The sequence below is a fragment of the Aminobacter sp. LjRoot7 genome, assembly GCF_964252895.1.
Classification (GTDB): Bacteria; Pseudomonadota; Alphaproteobacteria; order Rhizobiales; family Rhizobiaceae; genus Aminobacter; species Aminobacter aminovorans_B.
In genome coordinates, this window is the sequence record NZ_CAXUPX020000008.1 from 306,462 (window position 1) to 322,471 (window position 16,010).

Here is a 16,010-nt window from a genome sequence, read left to right on the forward strand (position 1 = left end):
ACGTGATGCTAATCTTTAGGCAAGCTTTTGGGAAAGCAAAAAATTTACGAGCCGATCCAAATAAAGTGCTTGCCAATCTCAATTTGTGATCACATAGTGAGATAACAAAATAAGAATACGACTAAAACAATGGGAACAAAATATGCGTATGAAATATCTAGCCGCCACCCTTTTGTCGGGTCTGGCGCTCTCGCTTTCCGTCGCCACAATCACCCACGCTGCTGACTTCCCGTCTAAGCCAGTGACGCTGGTTGTCCCCTGGCCGGCCGGCGGCGGTAGCGACATCCTGATGCGCATGATCGCGCAGAAGGCGTCGGAAAAGCTGACTCAGCCGGTCGTCGTCGTCAACCAGCCAGGTGCTGGTGGCTCGCTTGCGCTACGTGAGGTCGCCGACGGCGACACTTCCGGCCACGTCATCTCGATGGTCGCAACTGGCTTCGTTGCCGAGCAGTACGGCAACCCGAATGCACCAACGCTGGACCAGTTCAAGGTTCTCGCCTTCATCGGCACCGACCCGTCGATCCTGGCTGTGCGTCCTGACCTTGGCGTCAACACGCTGGCAGAGTTCGTTGCCAAGGCAAACGAGAGGCCGGGCGAGATTCGTAACGCCAACGACCAACCGGGCGGCACGGCCTATATCGGCGCGGCATTCTTCGAGCAGATTCTCGGCGTCGATTTGAACCTAGTTCCTTACCCAGGTTCGGCTCCAGTCGTTCAGGCCATTTTGGCAGGCGAAGTTCAGACGGCGACTCCGTCGGTGACTGACCTTGCAGCGCAGCACGCTTCCGGCGATGTGAAGATCCTCGGCGTTGCCGGTTCTGAGCGCCACTTCAAGGCCCCCGAAGTTCCGACCTTCACCGAGCAAGGCTTCCCGTTGATTTACGGCACCATGCGCGCGCTCGTTGCTCCCGCTGGCGTTGATGAGGCCGCCGCTGCGAAGCTTGAAGAAGCAATCCTCGGCGCGCTCAAGGACGAGGCTTTCGTTAAGACTGCGACCGACGCCGGCTTCACCATCACCCCGATGACCAGTGCCGAAGGTTCGGAATTCTTCGCCAATCTCGACAAGTCGATGTACCCGATCCTCAACGGTGCGGGCCTGGTCAAGGTTCGTCAGAAGTGAGCGTCGAGCCACAAAACAGTGCTGCCGGGGGTTTGCCGGCAGTGCAGCCACCGGCGACTGGGATGGCCGCAGGTGCCGTCTTTTTGATCCTGGCGCTGATCGGTGCCTACAGCATCTACTTTGACCCGTACCTCGATATAGGCAAGGCTGGTAACGACCCTGGCCCCACCTTCATTCCGTGGATAGGGATTTTCACTCTCGGCTTCGGCGGCATCGCGCAGATGGTAGTGACATTCATCCAATCGCGCAAGGTGGGCGGATTCACCTTCAGCGGCGAGTTTGTCCTGTCGAAGATGTGGCTTCCGGCTGCGCTCGTGGCGTCGCTGGTCGGTCTCCAGATGGCGATGAAGCCGATCGGCTTTCTAAATGCCAGCCTGATCTTTGCACTGCCGTGGGTCTTCATCCTGCACTGGCGGGCGGGCGGAAAATTCACGCAGCGCTATCTGATCCAGTTGCTGGTCGAAGCCGGCCTCGTTGCTGGCGGCATCTACTACCTGTTTGCCTACGGCATCAACGTTCCTTTCCCGTGAGGGTCAAATGACCGAACTGCTCAATGCATCCGTCACGATTTTGACCGACCCGACAACGATGGCGCTGGCGGTAATCGCGACGCTCGTCGGCATTATTCTTGGGGCTCTGCCGGGCATCTCTTCGACAATGACGCTGGCGGTGCTTCTGCCGTTCTCGTTCACGATGGAGCCGGGCAACGCCATGGTCTTCCTGCTCGGCGCCTTCTACGGCAGCGCCTGGGGTGGATCGATCTCGGCTATTCTTATAAATATTCCCGGCACGCCCGGATCGATGCTGACGCAGCTTGACGGCTATCCATTGGCCAAGCGTGGTCAGGCGGGGGTCGCTCTGACATATGCGCTGATCGCGTCGACCTTCGGCGGCATAGTCGGCTGGTTTGGCCTCGTCATTTTCGCGCCGATGCTGGCCAAGGCCGGCTTTGCGTTCCAGAGCCCCGAATTTGCGGTTCTGATGATCTTCGGCCTGTCGATGCTGGCCTATGCGTCGCCCGGTTCGACCTTCCTTGGCATCATGTCCGGTATTTTTGGCCTGATGCTCGGTACTGTCGGCCTCGACATGATCACCAACCTGTCGCGCTTCGACTTCGGCATCACGCGCCTTACCGCCGGTATCAACATCGTCCCGTTTGCAGTCGGCATCTTCGGTCTCACCGAGATCATGCGCCTGCTCGAACAGCCGATCAAGATAGACAAGGCCGCGACGCAGATCGGTGCGATCTGGCCGCCGCTGCGCGAAGTTGTCCGCACCTGGGCAACAGCAGTCCGTTCTTCGCTGGTCGGTCTCATCGTCGGCATCATTCCTGCCGCAGGCACCGCAGTTGCTGTGTCGATGTCTTATGCGCAAGAAAAGAAGATTTACGAGAAGAAGGAAACCTTCGGTGACGGCAATCCGCGTGGTATCGTTGCAGCTGAAACCGGCAATAACGCAGCCGTTGGTGGTGCGCTGGTTCCGCTGCTGACGCTCGGCATCCCTGGAGACACGATGACGGCGGTTCTGGTCGGCGCTTTGCTGATCCATGGCTTGCAGCCGGGACCGGCCCTCTTCAGTGAACACCCGGATTTCATCGCGACGATCTATGTCGCTCTCGGCCTGACGATCATCCTGACTTTCATCCTGTCGCTTGGCCTGACCCGCGTATTTGCCAAGATACTCTCGGCACCGCCACGTATACTTTATCTTGGCATTTTGATCCTCTGCGTAACTGGTTCATACGCCGTGCAGAACTCGGTGTTCGACGTTATCTTGATGATCGTCTTCGGTGCAGTCGGCTACCTGTTCGTGAAGCTCGGAATTCCGACGGCACCGATGATGTTCGGTCTGGTTTTGGGGCCTCTCCTGGAAGAGAACCTGCGCCGCACATTGATCGTCTACGGCGACTGGACCATCTTTGCCCAGCGTCCGATCACGGCAGTACTCCTGATCATTACCTTCATCGTCCTGGCGCTGCCGTTCTTCGGAAACGTCCGCGAACGCCTGGCGCAGGCCGAACGCGAAGCCGGCGCGGACTAGGACGCAGCATCCAAAAAACCGCGAAAGAGCCCGTCTCCGGGGGAGATGGGTTTTTTCACAGGATTTGTGTGATCACAAAACGAAATCACTGAGGAGAAAACCCGTGGCTACCATCACGTCGATTGAAACCCGCCTGGTAAGGTTGCCAACCCGCCGCGAGCATAAATGGACCGGCCTGACTGAGCCGATCGGCCAGTACATGCTGATCAAGATGACGGCGAGCGACGGCACGGTTGGCTGGGGCGAAGCGCCGGCACTGAAGGACTGGGGCGGCGAGTTCGGCCGTTACTTCGGCGAAAGCGCTGCCATCGTCGATCTCGTAATCTCGAAATACCTGGCGCCTGCGGTTCAGGGCCTCGAAATCGGTAACCCGGCAAGGTTGCACCAGCGCATGGACGCAGTGATCAAGGGTTATCCATACGCGAAAGCCGCTGTCGACTTTGCCTACTACGATCTGACCGGCAAGGTTCTGGGCGTACCGGTCCACGTGCTCCTCGGCGGCAAGCTGCGCGACAACGTCGCCATCACCCACTCGATCGGCCTTCTCGGCATCGAGGAAGCCGTCAGCGAAGTTGCCAAGGTCGTGGCCGACGGCATCCGCACCATCAAGATCAAGATCGGCGTCGATCCGGACCGTGACGTGAACATGGTCAAGGCGATCCGCGAGGCGGTTGGCCCAAGCATCTCGCTCTGCGTCGACGCCAACGAAGGTTATGCAACGCCGGGTCAGGCGATCCAGACCGTGCGCCGCATGCAGGATTGCAACCTGATCTACGTCGAGCAGCCGGTCATGGGTATCGAGCGTATCGGCCGCGTCGCCAAGGCGATCGACGCTCCGGTAATGGCTGACGAGTCCGCCTGGAACGCACATGACGTCGTCCAAATCATCGCGCAGGAGGCAGCCCAGATCGTGTCGATCTACACCACCAAGCCGGGCGGCCTGTTCAAGGCAATGCAGGTGTCGGCGGTGTGCCAGGCCGCAGGCATCGTCTGTAACGTCAACGGCTCGGTCGAGACCGGCGTCGGCAACCTCGCCAACGTCCATCTCGCCGCTTCTGCCCCGGCTGCGACGCTCTCCAACGTCATCCCGGTTTCGATGCCGGCTGAATTCCAGAACGGCCGTATCGGCGGCATCTACTACGCCGACGACCTGCTGGTTGAGCCGCTGGTGTTCGAGAACGGCGGCGTTCGCGTTCCCGACGCACCGGGCATGGGCATCGCTGTCGATGAAGCGAAGATCGAAAAATACACCGTTTCCCTTTGAAGTGAGCTTTTGAATGCGCAAGACTATTGTTGAAAAGATCTGCAAGGTTCTGAAGGCAGAGGCCCTCGACGTCGTCGTCACCTCATCGCCAGAGAACTTCGCTTACCTGACCGGCTTCGTCGTTCCGACGCAGCCACTCATCCGTCACCGCCACGCCATGGCGATCCTGACCGCTAACGGCGACGAGAGCCTGTTCGGCGTCGACATGGAAGCAACGACGATCGCACGCAACGCGCCGGAAACGCCGCTGACCGTCTGGCGCGAGTTTCATGACGACGCGATGGTCATCCTAGCCGAAGCGCTGACGAAGGCCGGTCTGTCGGAAGCCAAGATCGGTGTCGAGATGGACTATCTGCCGGCAGGTGACTTTGAGCGCCTCGCCGCGCTGATGCCAAAGGCAAGCTTCGGTGCCTTTGAAAAGCAGCTGTCGCGCGCGCGTCAGATCAAGACGCCGGAAGAAGTCGAGCTGATCCACCGCCTGTCGCGCATTGCCGATCAGGCAATCGCAGACAGCCTGTCGGCTGTGCGTGCTGGCGACAGCGAGCTCGACATCGCTGCCGTTCTGACGCGCCGCATCTACGAACTCGGCGCTGAGAACTTCAAGCTTCTGATCATCGCCACCGGCGAGCGCAGCCAACTGCCGAATGTCGGCCCGAGCAGCCGTATCCTGGGGCGCGGTGACATCGCGCGTGTCGAGATATTCTCGGTGATCAACGGCTATCAGGCGGGCGTCTGCCGCACCGCCTATGTCGAAGAGCCGCCAGCGATGGCTGAAGAAATCTGGGATCTGATGGTCGAGTGCAAGTACGCGATCCTCGACCAGATCAGGCCGGGTGCAAGCTGTCTCAAGATCTACAACGACTTCATTGCTCGCCTCGACAAGATGAAGCTGCCGCCGATTTCGTTCGTCGGCCACGGCATCGGCCTGCACCTGCATGAAGATCCGTATATCGGCTCGACCCCGACGCTGGGCCTGCCGGGTCACGACGCGCTGATCGAGGAAAACATGGTGCTCGGTTTCGAACCCCTCTGCTACCGCACCGGCTACGGCTTCGGCGTGCAGAACAAGGATGTCCTGCAGGTCACCGGCAACGGTTCGGTCCTGCTTTCCGACTACAGCAACACCGACAAGCTCATCCGCATCGGCGGATAAGAGAGGAACCTCATGAGCAACACGCCTACTTCCTGCGACATCCTGGTTTCCGGCACGGGCTATTATGCCGAGATCATGCTGGCCGACCTTGCCATTACCGCACGTACGCCGCTTTCGGTGGTCATTGCTGGCCGTAACAAGGAACGCCTGAAGTGGCTGGTGGAAGCGTGTCGCGCACGTGCCGCCAACTTCGGCACGACGCTTTCCTTCGACAGCGTTTACCTCGACTCGTCCTCGGCGGCTTCGATTGCCGAGACGTTCGCCAAGGTGAATCCCCGCATCGTCGTTCAATCCGCCTCGGCACAATCGCCGTGGCGGGTCGACAACAATGAGAATGACTGGGCACGTCTGGTGGCGGCGGCTGGCTTTGGCCTGACCATCGCCTTCAATTCACTACTGTCGTTCCGCACGTCGAGCGCAATCAAGTCGCTCGGCGCCAACACGCACTTCGTCAACACTTGCTATCCCGATGGTGTGAACCAGGTGCTGGCGCAGGCTGATTTGCCGATCACCGCCGGTGTTGGCAACATCGCCATCTTCTCGGCGGTCATCGCCGGTCGCCTGCCGCTGGAAGAGCGTGCGGACCTTCGCGTGCTCGGCCATCACCGCCACATCGTCGAATGGCGCAAGGCTCCTGGCCAGCGTGCCGGTGCACCGGTCCGCGCCTTTGTTGGCGACCGTGAGATCGAGGACGTCGATGCGATGACACTCGACATCCAGCTTCCATATCGGGAGCTCAACATGATTTCGGCAGCCAATGCCGTGCCGGTTCTGCTGGCGCTAGCCGGCGAAGGGGCCCGACGCGTGCATGTCCCTGGGCCAGGAGGATTGACTGGCGGGTATCCCGTCATTGCGGACACGTCGGGTGTCGCACTTGATCTGCCTTCGACGGTCGGCAAGGCGGACGCCATCGCCTGGAACGAGCAGTTCGAAGACGCCGACGGTGTGTCTATCCGGGATGGGGATGTGACCTACGCCGAGCGCGTTCGCACGCTGCTTGCCGAGTACAGCCCGGAGCTCGCCAAGGGTTTCAAGGTTACGGACGTCGAGGAAGCTGCGGCTGAACTTGATGCATTGCGCACCCGCCTGATGGCCTGATCGGAAGATAGTCATGAGAGTAGCAATTATTGGCGCCGGTAATGGCGGCGCTGCAGCGACGGTCGAGCTTACGCTTGCTGGCCACGATGTTGCCCTGCATGGGCGCTCGCTGCCGACGATCCAGCCGTTCCTCAACAACGGCATCGGTTATCAGGGCGTGTTCGGCCAGGGCGTGCTGAAACCCGCTCTGATCACCACGGACCTCTCAGAGGCCCTCGAAGGCGCGGACTGCGTCGTCGTTGCACTGCCAACCTTCGCGCTGGCAACCGTAGCGGCTGATCTGCACGCAGCCGGTTGGGATGGGTCCCGACCGGTAGTACTCAACCCCGGCCACACCGGCGGTGCTTTCGAGTTCGAAACTGCCTATACCAAGCTTGGCGGCAGGGTTCCACCGATTGCCGAGTTTGCAACGCTCGCCTACGTTGCGCGCAAGCCGGCGCCGGATGTCGTTAATGTCACCGGCCGTGCCAAGGCATTGCGCGCTGCGGCGCTGCGCAATGGTGCAGCTGCGCTTCAGGCAGCGATTGAACTTTTCCCGGGCAGCTACGATTGTGGCGACGTGATCGCGTCCGACCTTTGCAACGTCAACATGATCGTGCATCCGCCTGGCGCGATGCTCGGCGCATCCTGGGTCGAGGCGACCGGCGGGGACTTCACGTTCTACGTACAGGGTCTGACAGATAGTGTCGTACGTGTCATGGAAGCGCTCGACCGCGAGCGTATCGCTGTCGGCCGCGAGTTCGGCCATGATCTGCCGACTATTATCGCCGAGATGAAGGCGATCGGCACGGTCGAGACGTACGCGTCGGATGACGACTACCGCGCCATTGCGGCGGGCGAAGCCAACAAGCGCATCAAGGCGCCGGATTCGCTTACGCATCGCTATTATGTCGAGGACTTCACCCACGGTCTCACGCCGTTCCTCGTCTACGCCGACATTGCCGGTCTCGAAGTGCCGACGGCCCGGGCTATCTCAAACCTGCACGCGATCATGGTTGCTGGCCTGCCAAAGCCCGCGCCGCGCGATGCAGTGGCAATGGGGCTCGATGGCGCGACACTCGAGTCGATGATTGCTCGCGCCGGTAAGAACTGACGCACATCGCTCCCGGCTCTTTTGGCCCTCCGGATTAACCCGCGAGGGCCATTTTGTCGCCGAAGGTCACTCCTAGGATGCTACAATCTGCTCGTTGCGGCCGTGGTCAAATCGTGGGTCAAAGACAAAACTGCAGTTTCGAGGGCAGATCTCGTGAAAACGGTTACCGGGCGTAGTTTCCTAGCCAGAGTGGCCCTGAACATTTTAGGGGCACGGAGATACGGTAGGAAGTTCAAAGGGCGAACGGGGGTCCTGAGGCTTTTGCCATTCTCCTCGCCAGGAGTTTTTCACCATCTGCACGAAGTTCGCCCTTTGGCCCGACAAAATGGTGGAGTGTCTGCCTGGTGATGCCGAGTTCGGTACATAGGTCGGTCGCCTTCGTTTCCGGCCGACCCATTGCTGCCCGGGCGAGGCGCAGCTTCGCCGATGTCATCTTGAATGGCCGTCCACCATTACGGCCACGAGCACGAGCCGCCTCCAGCCCCGCTTTCTCCCGTTCCACGATCAGCGCCCGCTCGAACTCGGCCAGCGCGGCCCGAACACTAGCCGGCCATTTGCTGTCGTCGTGTCGATCGACGACACCTTCGCCAGCTAATACCTTCAGCCCGATCTCCGGCTTCGTCAGGTCATCAACGAGATTGACGAGGTGGCGAGGATCACGGTCGAGCCGGTCCAGCTTCCACACGACCAGCGCATCCCCTGCATGGAGTGCTTTCAGACAGACATCAAGACCGTGGCGATTATCCCGGCGTCCAGATGCGGCATCCCATAGATGTGCTCGGGCAGAACGCCGGCCTTGACCAGTGCATCACGCTGAAGGTTATGAAGCTGGCTTCCATCGACTATCAGACTTATAGATATAGCTTGCCTTCTCCCGTCTGCACCTCGGCACTGTCGATGTGGAAAAAGCCAATCGGATAGGCCTTGAACGTCTTCCAGTCAGGCTTGTCACCTCGACATCCGGCAAGCGAGAGATGCCATGGCGCTGCAAACAGCGATGCAAGGACGATCGTGTCAGGTGCGGGAGCGTCGCTTGCAAGCTGTGGAGACAGTCGTCCAGCGGCAGCAGGGTGTGTCGGCGGAAGGCAACGATAATCGCCTCGTCTTCACTGGACAGAACCGTGGACTTCGGTTCGCTGGGCCATTGGCAACCGTCTTTTGGTTTATGCCGTAGCGCTCGGCAAGCGATCTCAGGCTTCTTGCCACAGAAACGGAGCGGATGGCTTCGGCTTGAGATGTTATTGAGTAAATTTTGTCGATAGTAGTCTTTTAGTTCAAGTCATTTATGACCGATGAATTCTTCAGGAAGTACGTAGTCACAACAATCGAAGAACTATCTGTCTGGAGATTTTTAATTGGTTATAACTTATGACAGCCAACATCATTAGACCGGACCTTCTTCGATATCGTGAACATGTGCACACGCTATGAATCTGAATGGGCGTTTCGCCGAGCCTTTGCATACCCTCGATCTGATTCGATAAAGCGCTGGAGCATCGGTACGATCAGCCGGATGGCCTCGGTAGGCGGCTGGTCACTCTCGCGGTCGAGGATATCGGCATAAGTCTTGAGATCGCGATGCAGCGACGCTGGAAGCTCCAACGTTACCTTGACGGGCCTGTCGTCGGTGATGGGGCGTAGTTTCAGCTTGGTCATTGCGTTGCTCCATAAGGCTCGAGCACAAGGTCGCGCGTGACGATGACGCGCACCGGAAACCCCGGCCGGATGGTCAGCGTCGGCGCGACGTTGAGCTGTCTGCGGATGATCTGCTGGCCGGCGTCGTTGATCGTGTCCTGCGCTCCATCGCGGATTGCGCGCAATAGCCGGTTCTCGTCGTCGATCGCCAACTCTGTGCTTTCCGGATAGGCGCCGGCTGCATGACGCTGGGCTTCGACGAAGATCGCCCAACCCGAGCCAAGGCGTCGGAAAGCGTTGTTGAGACGGCTGGAGATGGCGACCAATTCAGCTGCAACCGAACTGTCGAGATCCGGGCCGCGGAATCGGGCGCTGCGCTGGAGACTGCCATCCTTGTTGAGGACAACGCCCTCGCGCACGAGCGCTGCCCAGGGCAGGAAGTCCGAGAGGCGGGCATTTCGGTTTCGGTATTCGGCAAGGTTCATCATGGCGATTACCTCACGCCCTGAGGTGGCCGGGGATGCGCAGATGCCTGCGCACAACCTCGGCGAACATCGGATCTCGCTTGGCGGCCCAGGCGGCAGCAAGGTGCCCGATCAACCCCAGCGCGATCCCAATGATCCAGAGCCGCAGGCCGAGCCCGAGGGCCGTGGCAAGTGTGGCGTTCAGGATGGCGATTGAGCGAGGGGCGCCGCCGAGCAGGATGTGCTCTGTAAGCGCCCGATGAACAGGTGCGCTGAACCCTGGGACTGGTTCTTCCATCAGACGAGCGCTCCGCCGCCGAAGCTAAAGAAGCTGAGGAAGAAGCTTGATGCGGCGAAGGCGATCGAGAGGCCGAAGACGATTTGGATCAGTCGCCGGAAACCGCCCGAGGTATCGCCGAAGGCGAGCGTCAGACCGGTCACGATGATGATGATCACGGCGATGATCTTGGCAACTGGGCCTTCGATCGACTGCAGGATCTGCTGCAGTGGCTGTTCCCAGGGCATGGACGAGCCTGCGGCGTGTGCGACAGGGGCAATCGCAATTGCAAGGACGGTGACCGAGCAGAATACCGCGATGCGGCGTCCAGCTTGGGACAAGGGCGGGGTCATGCGGTGGTTCCTTCGTTGTTGGAGGTGATGGGGGCTATGCGGTAGTCGCCGTCGGGAGCGAGCCCTTCGACGCGAGCGAGTTCGGCCAGTCGCCGGGCGGAACCGCGCCCGGACAGGACCGCGACGAGATCGATGGTTTCCGCGATCAGTGCGCGCGGGACGGTGACAACGGCTTCCTGGATGAGTTGCTCGAGACGTCGCAGTGCGCCGATGCCGGTGCCTGCATGGATGGTGCCGATGCCGCCGGGATGGCCGGTGCCCCAGGCTTTGAGAAGATCGAGCGCTTCGGAGCCGCGCACTTCGCCGATGGGAATGCGGTCGGGGCGCAGGCGAAGCGACGATCGAACGAGATCTGAGAGGGAGATGACGCCTTCTTTGGTACGAAGGGCTACGAGATTGGGCGCGGCGCATTGCAACTCGCGCGTGTCCTCGATCAGGACGACGCGATCCGAGGTCTTGGCGACTTCTGCAAGAAGCGCATTGGTGAGCGTGGTCTTGCCGGTCGAGGTGCCACCAGCAACGAGAATGTTGGCGCGCCCCGCAACAGCCTGGCGCAGCACGGTTGCCTGCTGCGCGGTCATGACACCGGCTGCAACGTAGTCGTCCAGGGTGAAAACGGCGACAGCCGGCTTTCTGATCGCGAAGGCGGGTGCTGCGACGACGGGCGGCAGCAACCCTTCGAACCTCTCTCCCGTTTCGGGCAACTCGGCCGAAACACGTGGATTGCCTGGGTGTACTTCGGCCCCAACATGGTGGGCGACGAGGCGAATGATGCGTTCGCCGTCCGCGGCCATGAGAGTACAACCTGTGTCTTCAAGCCCGCCCGAGAGGCGGTCGATCCAGAGCCGCCCGTCGGGATTCAGCATCACTTCGACGATGGATGGATCTTCCAGGAACCCAGCGATCGCGGGGCCCAGTGCGGTCCGCAGCATGCGCGCGCCCCGTAAGGATGCTTCGGAATGTCGTTGAGAAGTCTCCACATCGTCCCCGTTCTGGTGAGGGCGGCGCGCCGCGCGACCCTGATCGGGGATGATTAAGGGAGCCAGAAATCAGGCAGGTTCAACAGGTTTCAGAGGGTGTAGTAGCGTGGCGTGCAATTGCAGGAGAAGGGCGGGATAGCCATGGCTGAGCGCGACCGACGTGTTGGTTCAGCTGGACGCGCGCGCCCTTCGTGAGCCCGCCCATTGCCACATCCACGTATTCAATTGCCCTCAACATCTTCGGGAATCTCGCGCAGGAAGCTCTGGCCTTTCTGAAGCCGCTTGCCGAGCGTTTCAACGAAGCCGTCGAAACGCTCGCGCCCCTTGGCCTGAGCGGAAGCTTGCGCCTCCGGCGGCAACGGCGGAGTGATCGAAAGCCAGAAGCGCACGAAAAGGGCGAGGGTTTCCGCGGTGACGCCAAGATCACGTTCCATTCGCTGGATCTGCCTGGACAGTCGGTCGAGCCGGCGTGCGAAGGCTGCTTCGCGGGCATCGGCATGGTCAGGCGACAGGAACGAACTGACAGCCGCCTCCACGATGGCCGACCTCGGCAACTTTTTTCGGTCGGCAAGCTCGTTGATGCGTCCGATAAGTTCCACCGGCAGGGTGAGATTGAGACGATCACGCATTCCCTAGAGCTCCATGCCGTCGCCCTGGTCGAGTGCGACCTGGCGGGCGACACCGCTCATCTGGCGGCGCAGCGCCTGACGACGCCGAGCGGCGTCCTCCGGCTCGTCGTCGAGGAAATGCGCGAACTCCTGAGCAGGCGTATGATCCGTGGTTTCCTTTGCGATGGCCACGTGTTCGGGGAGCTCCGGTTCGCGGCGCAGCCCCGCATTGGCGCTGTCTGGCACATCAGCGGTTGCTGATACGGGATCGGGATCCTGCGGCAGGACTGTCGACCAGTTGTCGCTTCGGCTGGTCCTGTCCAATTCGGATGGATCCGGCGGCTCCATGACGCGTTCGCGGAAGCGCACATCCTCATAGTAGCGCGCCTTTTTTGCCCGTATCGGCGGCGTACCTGCGATCATGACGATTTCTTCGGCCGGTGGTAGTTGCATGACTTCACCCGGGGTGAGAAGGGGGCGTGCCGTTTCTGAACGCGAGACCATCAGGTGCCCGAGCCATGGCGAGAGCCTGTGGCCGGCATAGTTCTTCATCGCCTTCATTTCGGTGGCTGTGCCGAGAGCATCGGAGACGCGTTTGGCGGTACGCTCGTCATTGGTCGCGAAACTCACGCGCACATGGCAATTGTCGAGGATCGAGTTGTTGGCGCCGTAGGCCTTTTCGATCTGGTTGAGCGACTGAGCGATGAGAAAGCTCTTGATGCCGTAGCCGGCCATGAAGGCAAGCGCGGACTCAAAGAAATCGAGGCGGCCGAGAGCTGGGAACTCGTCGAGCATCATGAGGACGCGATGCTTTCGTTTCGTGACATGCAGGTCCTCGGTGAGCCGTCGGCCGATCTGGTTGAGGACAAGGCGGATCAGTGGCTTTGTTCGGGAGATGTCCGATGGCGGGACGACCATGTAGAGCGTCGTCGGCTTTGCCTCGGCTGTGAAATCCGCGATGCGCCAGTCGCAACGGCCAGTCACTTCCGCGATGACCGGATCGCGATAGAGGCCGAGGAAGGACATGGCAGTAGAGAGCACGCCGGATCGTTCATTGTCGGATTTGTTGAGGAGCTCGCGCGCCGTCGACGCGACAACCGGATGCGGACCAGCCTCGCCGAGATGCTTCGTCGTCATCATCGCTGCGAGCGTTGCTTCGATCGGGCGACGCGGATCGGAGAGAAAGGCAGCGACGCCGGCAAGGGTTTTATCTTCCTCGGCATAGAGGACATGCAGGATCGCGCCGACCAGAAGGGAGTGGCTGGTCTTTTCCCAGTGATTGCGTTTATCGAGCGAACCTTCCGGGTCGACCAGAATATCGGCAACGTTCTGCACGTCGCGCACCTCCCAATCGCCTCGCCGAACCTCGAGCAGGGGATTGTAGGCGGCTGATTTCGGATTGGTTGGATCGAATAGCAGTACGCGACCATGCCTGTTTCGGAAGCCGGCTGTGAGTTGCCAGTTTTCGCCCTTGATGTCGTGAACGATTGCCGAGCCCGGCCAGGTCAGGAGCGTAGGCACCACAAGGCCGACGCCCTTGCCGGAACGTGTCGGCGCAAAGCACAGCACATGCTCGGGCCCGTCATGGCGCAGATAATCGTGATCCAGCCGGCCAAGCACGACGCCGTCTGATCCGAGAAGCCCTGCGGCCTCCACCTCCGTCCTTTGGGCCCATCTGGCAGAGCCGTAGGTCTGGACGTTCTTGGCCTCGCGAGCGCGCCAGACCGACATGCCGATGGCGACGGCGATCGCGATGAAGCCGCCTGAGGCCGCAATGAAGGCAGCTTTGTTAAAGATCGCGGGCGCGTAGGCTTCGAAGAAGTACCACCACCAGAAAAACGCGGGCGGATAGTAGATCGCGACACCACCGAGCCTGAACCAGGGCGTGCCGAGCTGCGCCTGATACCCAAGCTGCCAGGCAACATATTGGGTCGCAGCCCAGGTCGTGGCGATCACGATCAGGAGGACCAGTGCGATTGGCCCCCAGAGGATTTTGGTCGCTGACATGCGTGATCTCTTTCCGTGGTTGTCAGAGGCCGAGGTCGCGCTTGCGGCCGACAGTGAGTTCTATGCCGCCGCTGACCTTGGTCATGCCGGCGACATGCTGACCGAGGTTGCGATCGAGGTCGCGCGACCACGGCACGAGCTGGAAGCCGAGACCGCTATCAATCATCGCGAAGCGGCCGGACGAGAGAGCAAGCCGCTGGCGCACGACGCCCGCGACGTGCTGGCCGGCTATCGTTTTCACATGCGGCAGACCGGTCTCGGCCGAAAGCTTCTCGCCGACGGCATCGAGCTCGCGGCGGCGGAGCGTGGCGAGGAGATCGCGTTGCATGATGATACGCTGGCCGTCGCGCCGGGCGAGTCCTTGATCGGCGAGAAGTTCGGCCCGCGCCTGCATGGCCTCGCGTACTTCGCGGCCAAAACCGGCCTCCGACAGCGGCATGGCATCGCGCTCGACTAGGCGATGATCGATCCAGGTAGCACCGGGTGCTGTGACCTGCGCTTGAAGGTCGAGATCGGACCGCAACGCAAGCACCAATGTCGGGCGTTGGTCGTGCGTGCCACTGAAGTGACGGACTTCAACAATGCCGCCATTTGCGGGAGCCAGATCGAAGGCTTCGACGCCCCGGAGGCGGACATGGTGAGCACGACCGTCGACCCCATCGATGACGGCGTAGGCCTCGCCGGTCAGCTCGTCGTGAAGGCCGCGATCGACAAGGCGCCCAATGATCGGCAAGCCGGAGGTTCCGCCGTCGACCGCATAATCGCCAACGCCGCGATCCTGGCCGCGCTCGGTGAAGGCGCGGTGCATCGTCTTGATGATATCGCCGCGCATGCCGAGATCGCGCAGAGTGCGTTCGGCTTCGAGACCAACGACCCATTCTCCAGAATTGCCCTGGATGGCGAGCCCTAACTTCTCGATATGCTGGAGCCGGCCGACCATGAGGCGCCGGAGCTCCGGATCAGCTGGGGCGGAACGGTCTGGCCTGAGATTGACGTAGCCGGTCTCATCGGCTGCGCGCTTGATCTCCCGGTCGATCCGCGTCCAACGTTCGGCGGTGATTTCCTTTTCAAGTGCGCTGCGGATTTCGTGCTCCGGCTTCGGGCCGAGCTCGATGTCGACGAGATCGTCGGCGCGGGAGCGCAGACCGCGGCTGATATAGTCGCGAGAGACGACGAGGTCGGCGCCGGCGTCGTCGACGCCGCGCAAGAGCAGATGCACATGCGGGTTGTCGGTGTTCCAGTGGTCGACGGCGATCCAGTCGAGGCGGGTACCAAGATCGGCTTCCATCTGGCGCGCCAGATCTCGGGTGAAGGCCTTGAGGTCGGTCATTTCGGCTGCGTCCTCCGGCGAGACGATGAAGCGGAAATGATGCCGGTCGTCCTTGCAGCGATTGGCGAAGGCGAGATCTTCGGCACGATCGTTGTTGGCGTCGAACATCACGCCCTTCTCTCCATCTCGGCTGACGCCCTCGCGCTTGAGATACGAGACATGGGCGGAGAGCGGTGCTGAACGGAATGCCCGCCCCTGATGGCGGGCGATACGCGCCTTGATGACGACGCGGCGATGCGAGGAGAAGATGCGGGAGCGTCCGAAGACATTGCGCCCGCGTCCGAAGGTCGAGCGGCCGAGCCGGCGGCCCGGCTTGCCCGATGGAGCGCCGCCAGAGATGTGGCCTGCGCGCTTGGCCGCGGCGAGGACCTGATTGACGAAGCCCTTGGCCTTCTGCGCCTTCGTCGAACGGATCCGGCCTGGCTTGATGCGGAAGTCGCGATCACCCTCGCTCATGACTGTGCCCCAGGTTGTGATCTGAAACTGGTCGTGCATGCCGAAGCATTGAAAACATTGGAATAATTCGGGCAGCATGCCCGCGACCGGCCGGCATGCACCGGAAAACGCTAGCCATGCCAATGGCTTAAC

At 61.0% G+C, this 16,010-nt stretch carries 16 protein-coding genes and 1 pseudogene; 7 read left to right on the plus strand and 10 right to left on the minus strand.

Annotated features, from left to right (window positions below; all coding sequences use genetic code 11):
* Window positions 1–148 precede the first annotated feature (148 nt).
* The 7 genes from ACSQ3E_RS22365 (at window position 149) to ACSQ3E_RS22395 (ending at window position 7,768) form a co-directional block, all read left to right on the plus strand.
* Window positions 149–1,120 (plus strand): Bug family tripartite tricarboxylate transporter substrate binding protein, encoded by a 972-nt coding sequence (locus ACSQ3E_RS22365; RefSeq protein WP_310325884.1) that lies wholly within the window; start codon window positions 149–151, stop codon window positions 1,118–1,120.
* Window positions 1,121–1,182: 62 nt separating this feature from the next.
* The gene (locus tag ACSQ3E_RS22370) at window positions 1,183–1,650 is read left to right on the plus strand and encodes a tripartite tricarboxylate transporter TctB family protein (RefSeq protein ID WP_310325886.1); all 468 of its coding nucleotides are present in this window, start codon (window positions 1,183–1,185) and stop codon (window positions 1,648–1,650) included.
* Window positions 1,595–3,160 (plus strand): tripartite tricarboxylate transporter permease, encoded by a 1,566-nt coding sequence (locus ACSQ3E_RS22375; RefSeq protein ID WP_310325888.1) that lies wholly within the window; start codon window positions 1,595–1,597, stop codon window positions 3,158–3,160. Before ACSQ3E_RS22370 ends, ACSQ3E_RS22375 begins: the two co-directional genes overlap by 56 nt.
* Before the next feature lie 103 nt (window positions 3,161–3,263).
* Window positions 3,264–4,424 (plus strand): mandelate racemase/muconate lactonizing enzyme family protein, encoded by a 1,161-nt coding sequence (locus tag ACSQ3E_RS22380; protein ID WP_310325892.1) that lies wholly within the window; start codon window positions 3,264–3,266, stop codon window positions 4,422–4,424.
* A 13-nt stretch (window positions 4,425–4,437) separates the two neighbouring features.
* Window positions 4,438–5,577: a M24 family metallopeptidase gene (locus ACSQ3E_RS22385; RefSeq protein WP_436124361.1), complete on the plus strand. Its 1,140-nt coding sequence runs from the start codon at window positions 4,438–4,440 to the stop codon at window positions 5,575–5,577.
* 12 nt (window positions 5,578–5,589) lie between these two features.
* Window positions 5,590–6,675, plus strand: a complete 1,086-nt coding sequence (locus ACSQ3E_RS22390; protein WP_310325896.1) for a hypothetical protein — start codon at window positions 5,590–5,592, stop codon at window positions 6,673–6,675.
* 13 nt (window positions 6,676–6,688) lie between these two features.
* Complete coding sequence (locus ACSQ3E_RS22395; RefSeq protein WP_310325898.1) at window positions 6,689–7,768, plus strand: NAD/NADP octopine/nopaline dehydrogenase family protein; 1,080 nt, start codon at window positions 6,689–6,691, stop codon at window positions 7,766–7,768.
* Between the two features lie 232 nt (window positions 7,769–8,000).
* On the opposite strand, the gene ACSQ3E_RS22400 is transcribed toward ACSQ3E_RS22395, so the two are convergent.
* The 10 genes and pseudogenes from ACSQ3E_RS22400 to ACSQ3E_RS22445 form a co-directional block, all read right to left on the minus strand.
* A complete protein-coding gene (locus tag ACSQ3E_RS22400; RefSeq protein WP_436124373.1) occupies window positions 8,001–8,486 on the minus strand; it encodes a recombinase family protein in 486 nt (161 codons plus the stop codon).
* 136 nt (window positions 8,487–8,622) lie between these two features.
* Window positions 8,623–9,019, minus strand: a pseudogene (locus ACSQ3E_RS22405) (IS481 family transposase); the annotation flags it as partial.
* 174 nt (window positions 9,020–9,193) lie between these two features.
* A complete protein-coding gene (locus ACSQ3E_RS22410; protein WP_310325901.1) occupies window positions 9,194–9,424 on the minus strand; it encodes a DUF2274 domain-containing protein in 231 nt (76 codons plus the stop codon).
* A complete protein-coding gene (locus ACSQ3E_RS22415) occupies window positions 9,421–9,891 on the minus strand; it encodes a TrbI/VirB10 family protein (RefSeq protein WP_436124362.1) in 471 nt (156 codons plus the stop codon). The genes ACSQ3E_RS22410 and ACSQ3E_RS22415 overlap by 4 nt, the downstream gene beginning before the upstream one ends.
* A gap of 10 nt (window positions 9,892–9,901) precedes the next feature.
* Window positions 9,902–10,165, minus strand: coding sequence for a VirB3 family type IV secretion system protein (locus ACSQ3E_RS22420; RefSeq protein WP_436124363.1), 264 nt, complete (start codon window positions 10,163–10,165; stop codon window positions 9,902–9,904).
* On the minus strand, window positions 10,165–10,497 hold the full coding sequence (locus ACSQ3E_RS22425) for a TrbC/VirB2 family protein (RefSeq protein ID WP_310325907.1): 333 nt from the start codon (window positions 10,495–10,497) through the stop codon (window positions 10,165–10,167). Before ACSQ3E_RS22425 ends, ACSQ3E_RS22420 begins: the two co-directional genes overlap by 1 nt.
* Window positions 10,494–11,429, minus strand: coding sequence for a P-type conjugative transfer ATPase TrbB (gene trbB, locus ACSQ3E_RS22430; RefSeq protein WP_310325910.1), 936 nt, complete (start codon window positions 11,427–11,429; stop codon window positions 10,494–10,496). Before trbB ends, ACSQ3E_RS22425 begins: the two co-directional genes overlap by 4 nt.
* A gap of 269 nt (window positions 11,430–11,698) precedes the next feature.
* A complete protein-coding gene (locus tag ACSQ3E_RS22435; protein ID WP_192315278.1) occupies window positions 11,699–12,106 on the minus strand; it encodes a ribbon-helix-helix protein, CopG family in 408 nt (135 codons plus the stop codon).
* Window positions 12,107–12,109: 3 nt separating this feature from the next.
* A complete protein-coding gene (locus ACSQ3E_RS22440; RefSeq protein ID WP_436124364.1) occupies window positions 12,110–14,092 on the minus strand; it encodes a conjugal transfer protein TraG in 1,983 nt (660 codons plus the stop codon).
* Between the two features lie 22 nt (window positions 14,093–14,114).
* Window positions 14,115–15,878: a relaxase/mobilization nuclease domain-containing protein gene (locus tag ACSQ3E_RS22445; protein WP_310329921.1), complete on the minus strand. Its 1,764-nt coding sequence runs from the start codon at window positions 15,876–15,878 to the stop codon at window positions 14,115–14,117.
* Window positions 15,879–16,010: the final 132 nt, after the last annotated feature.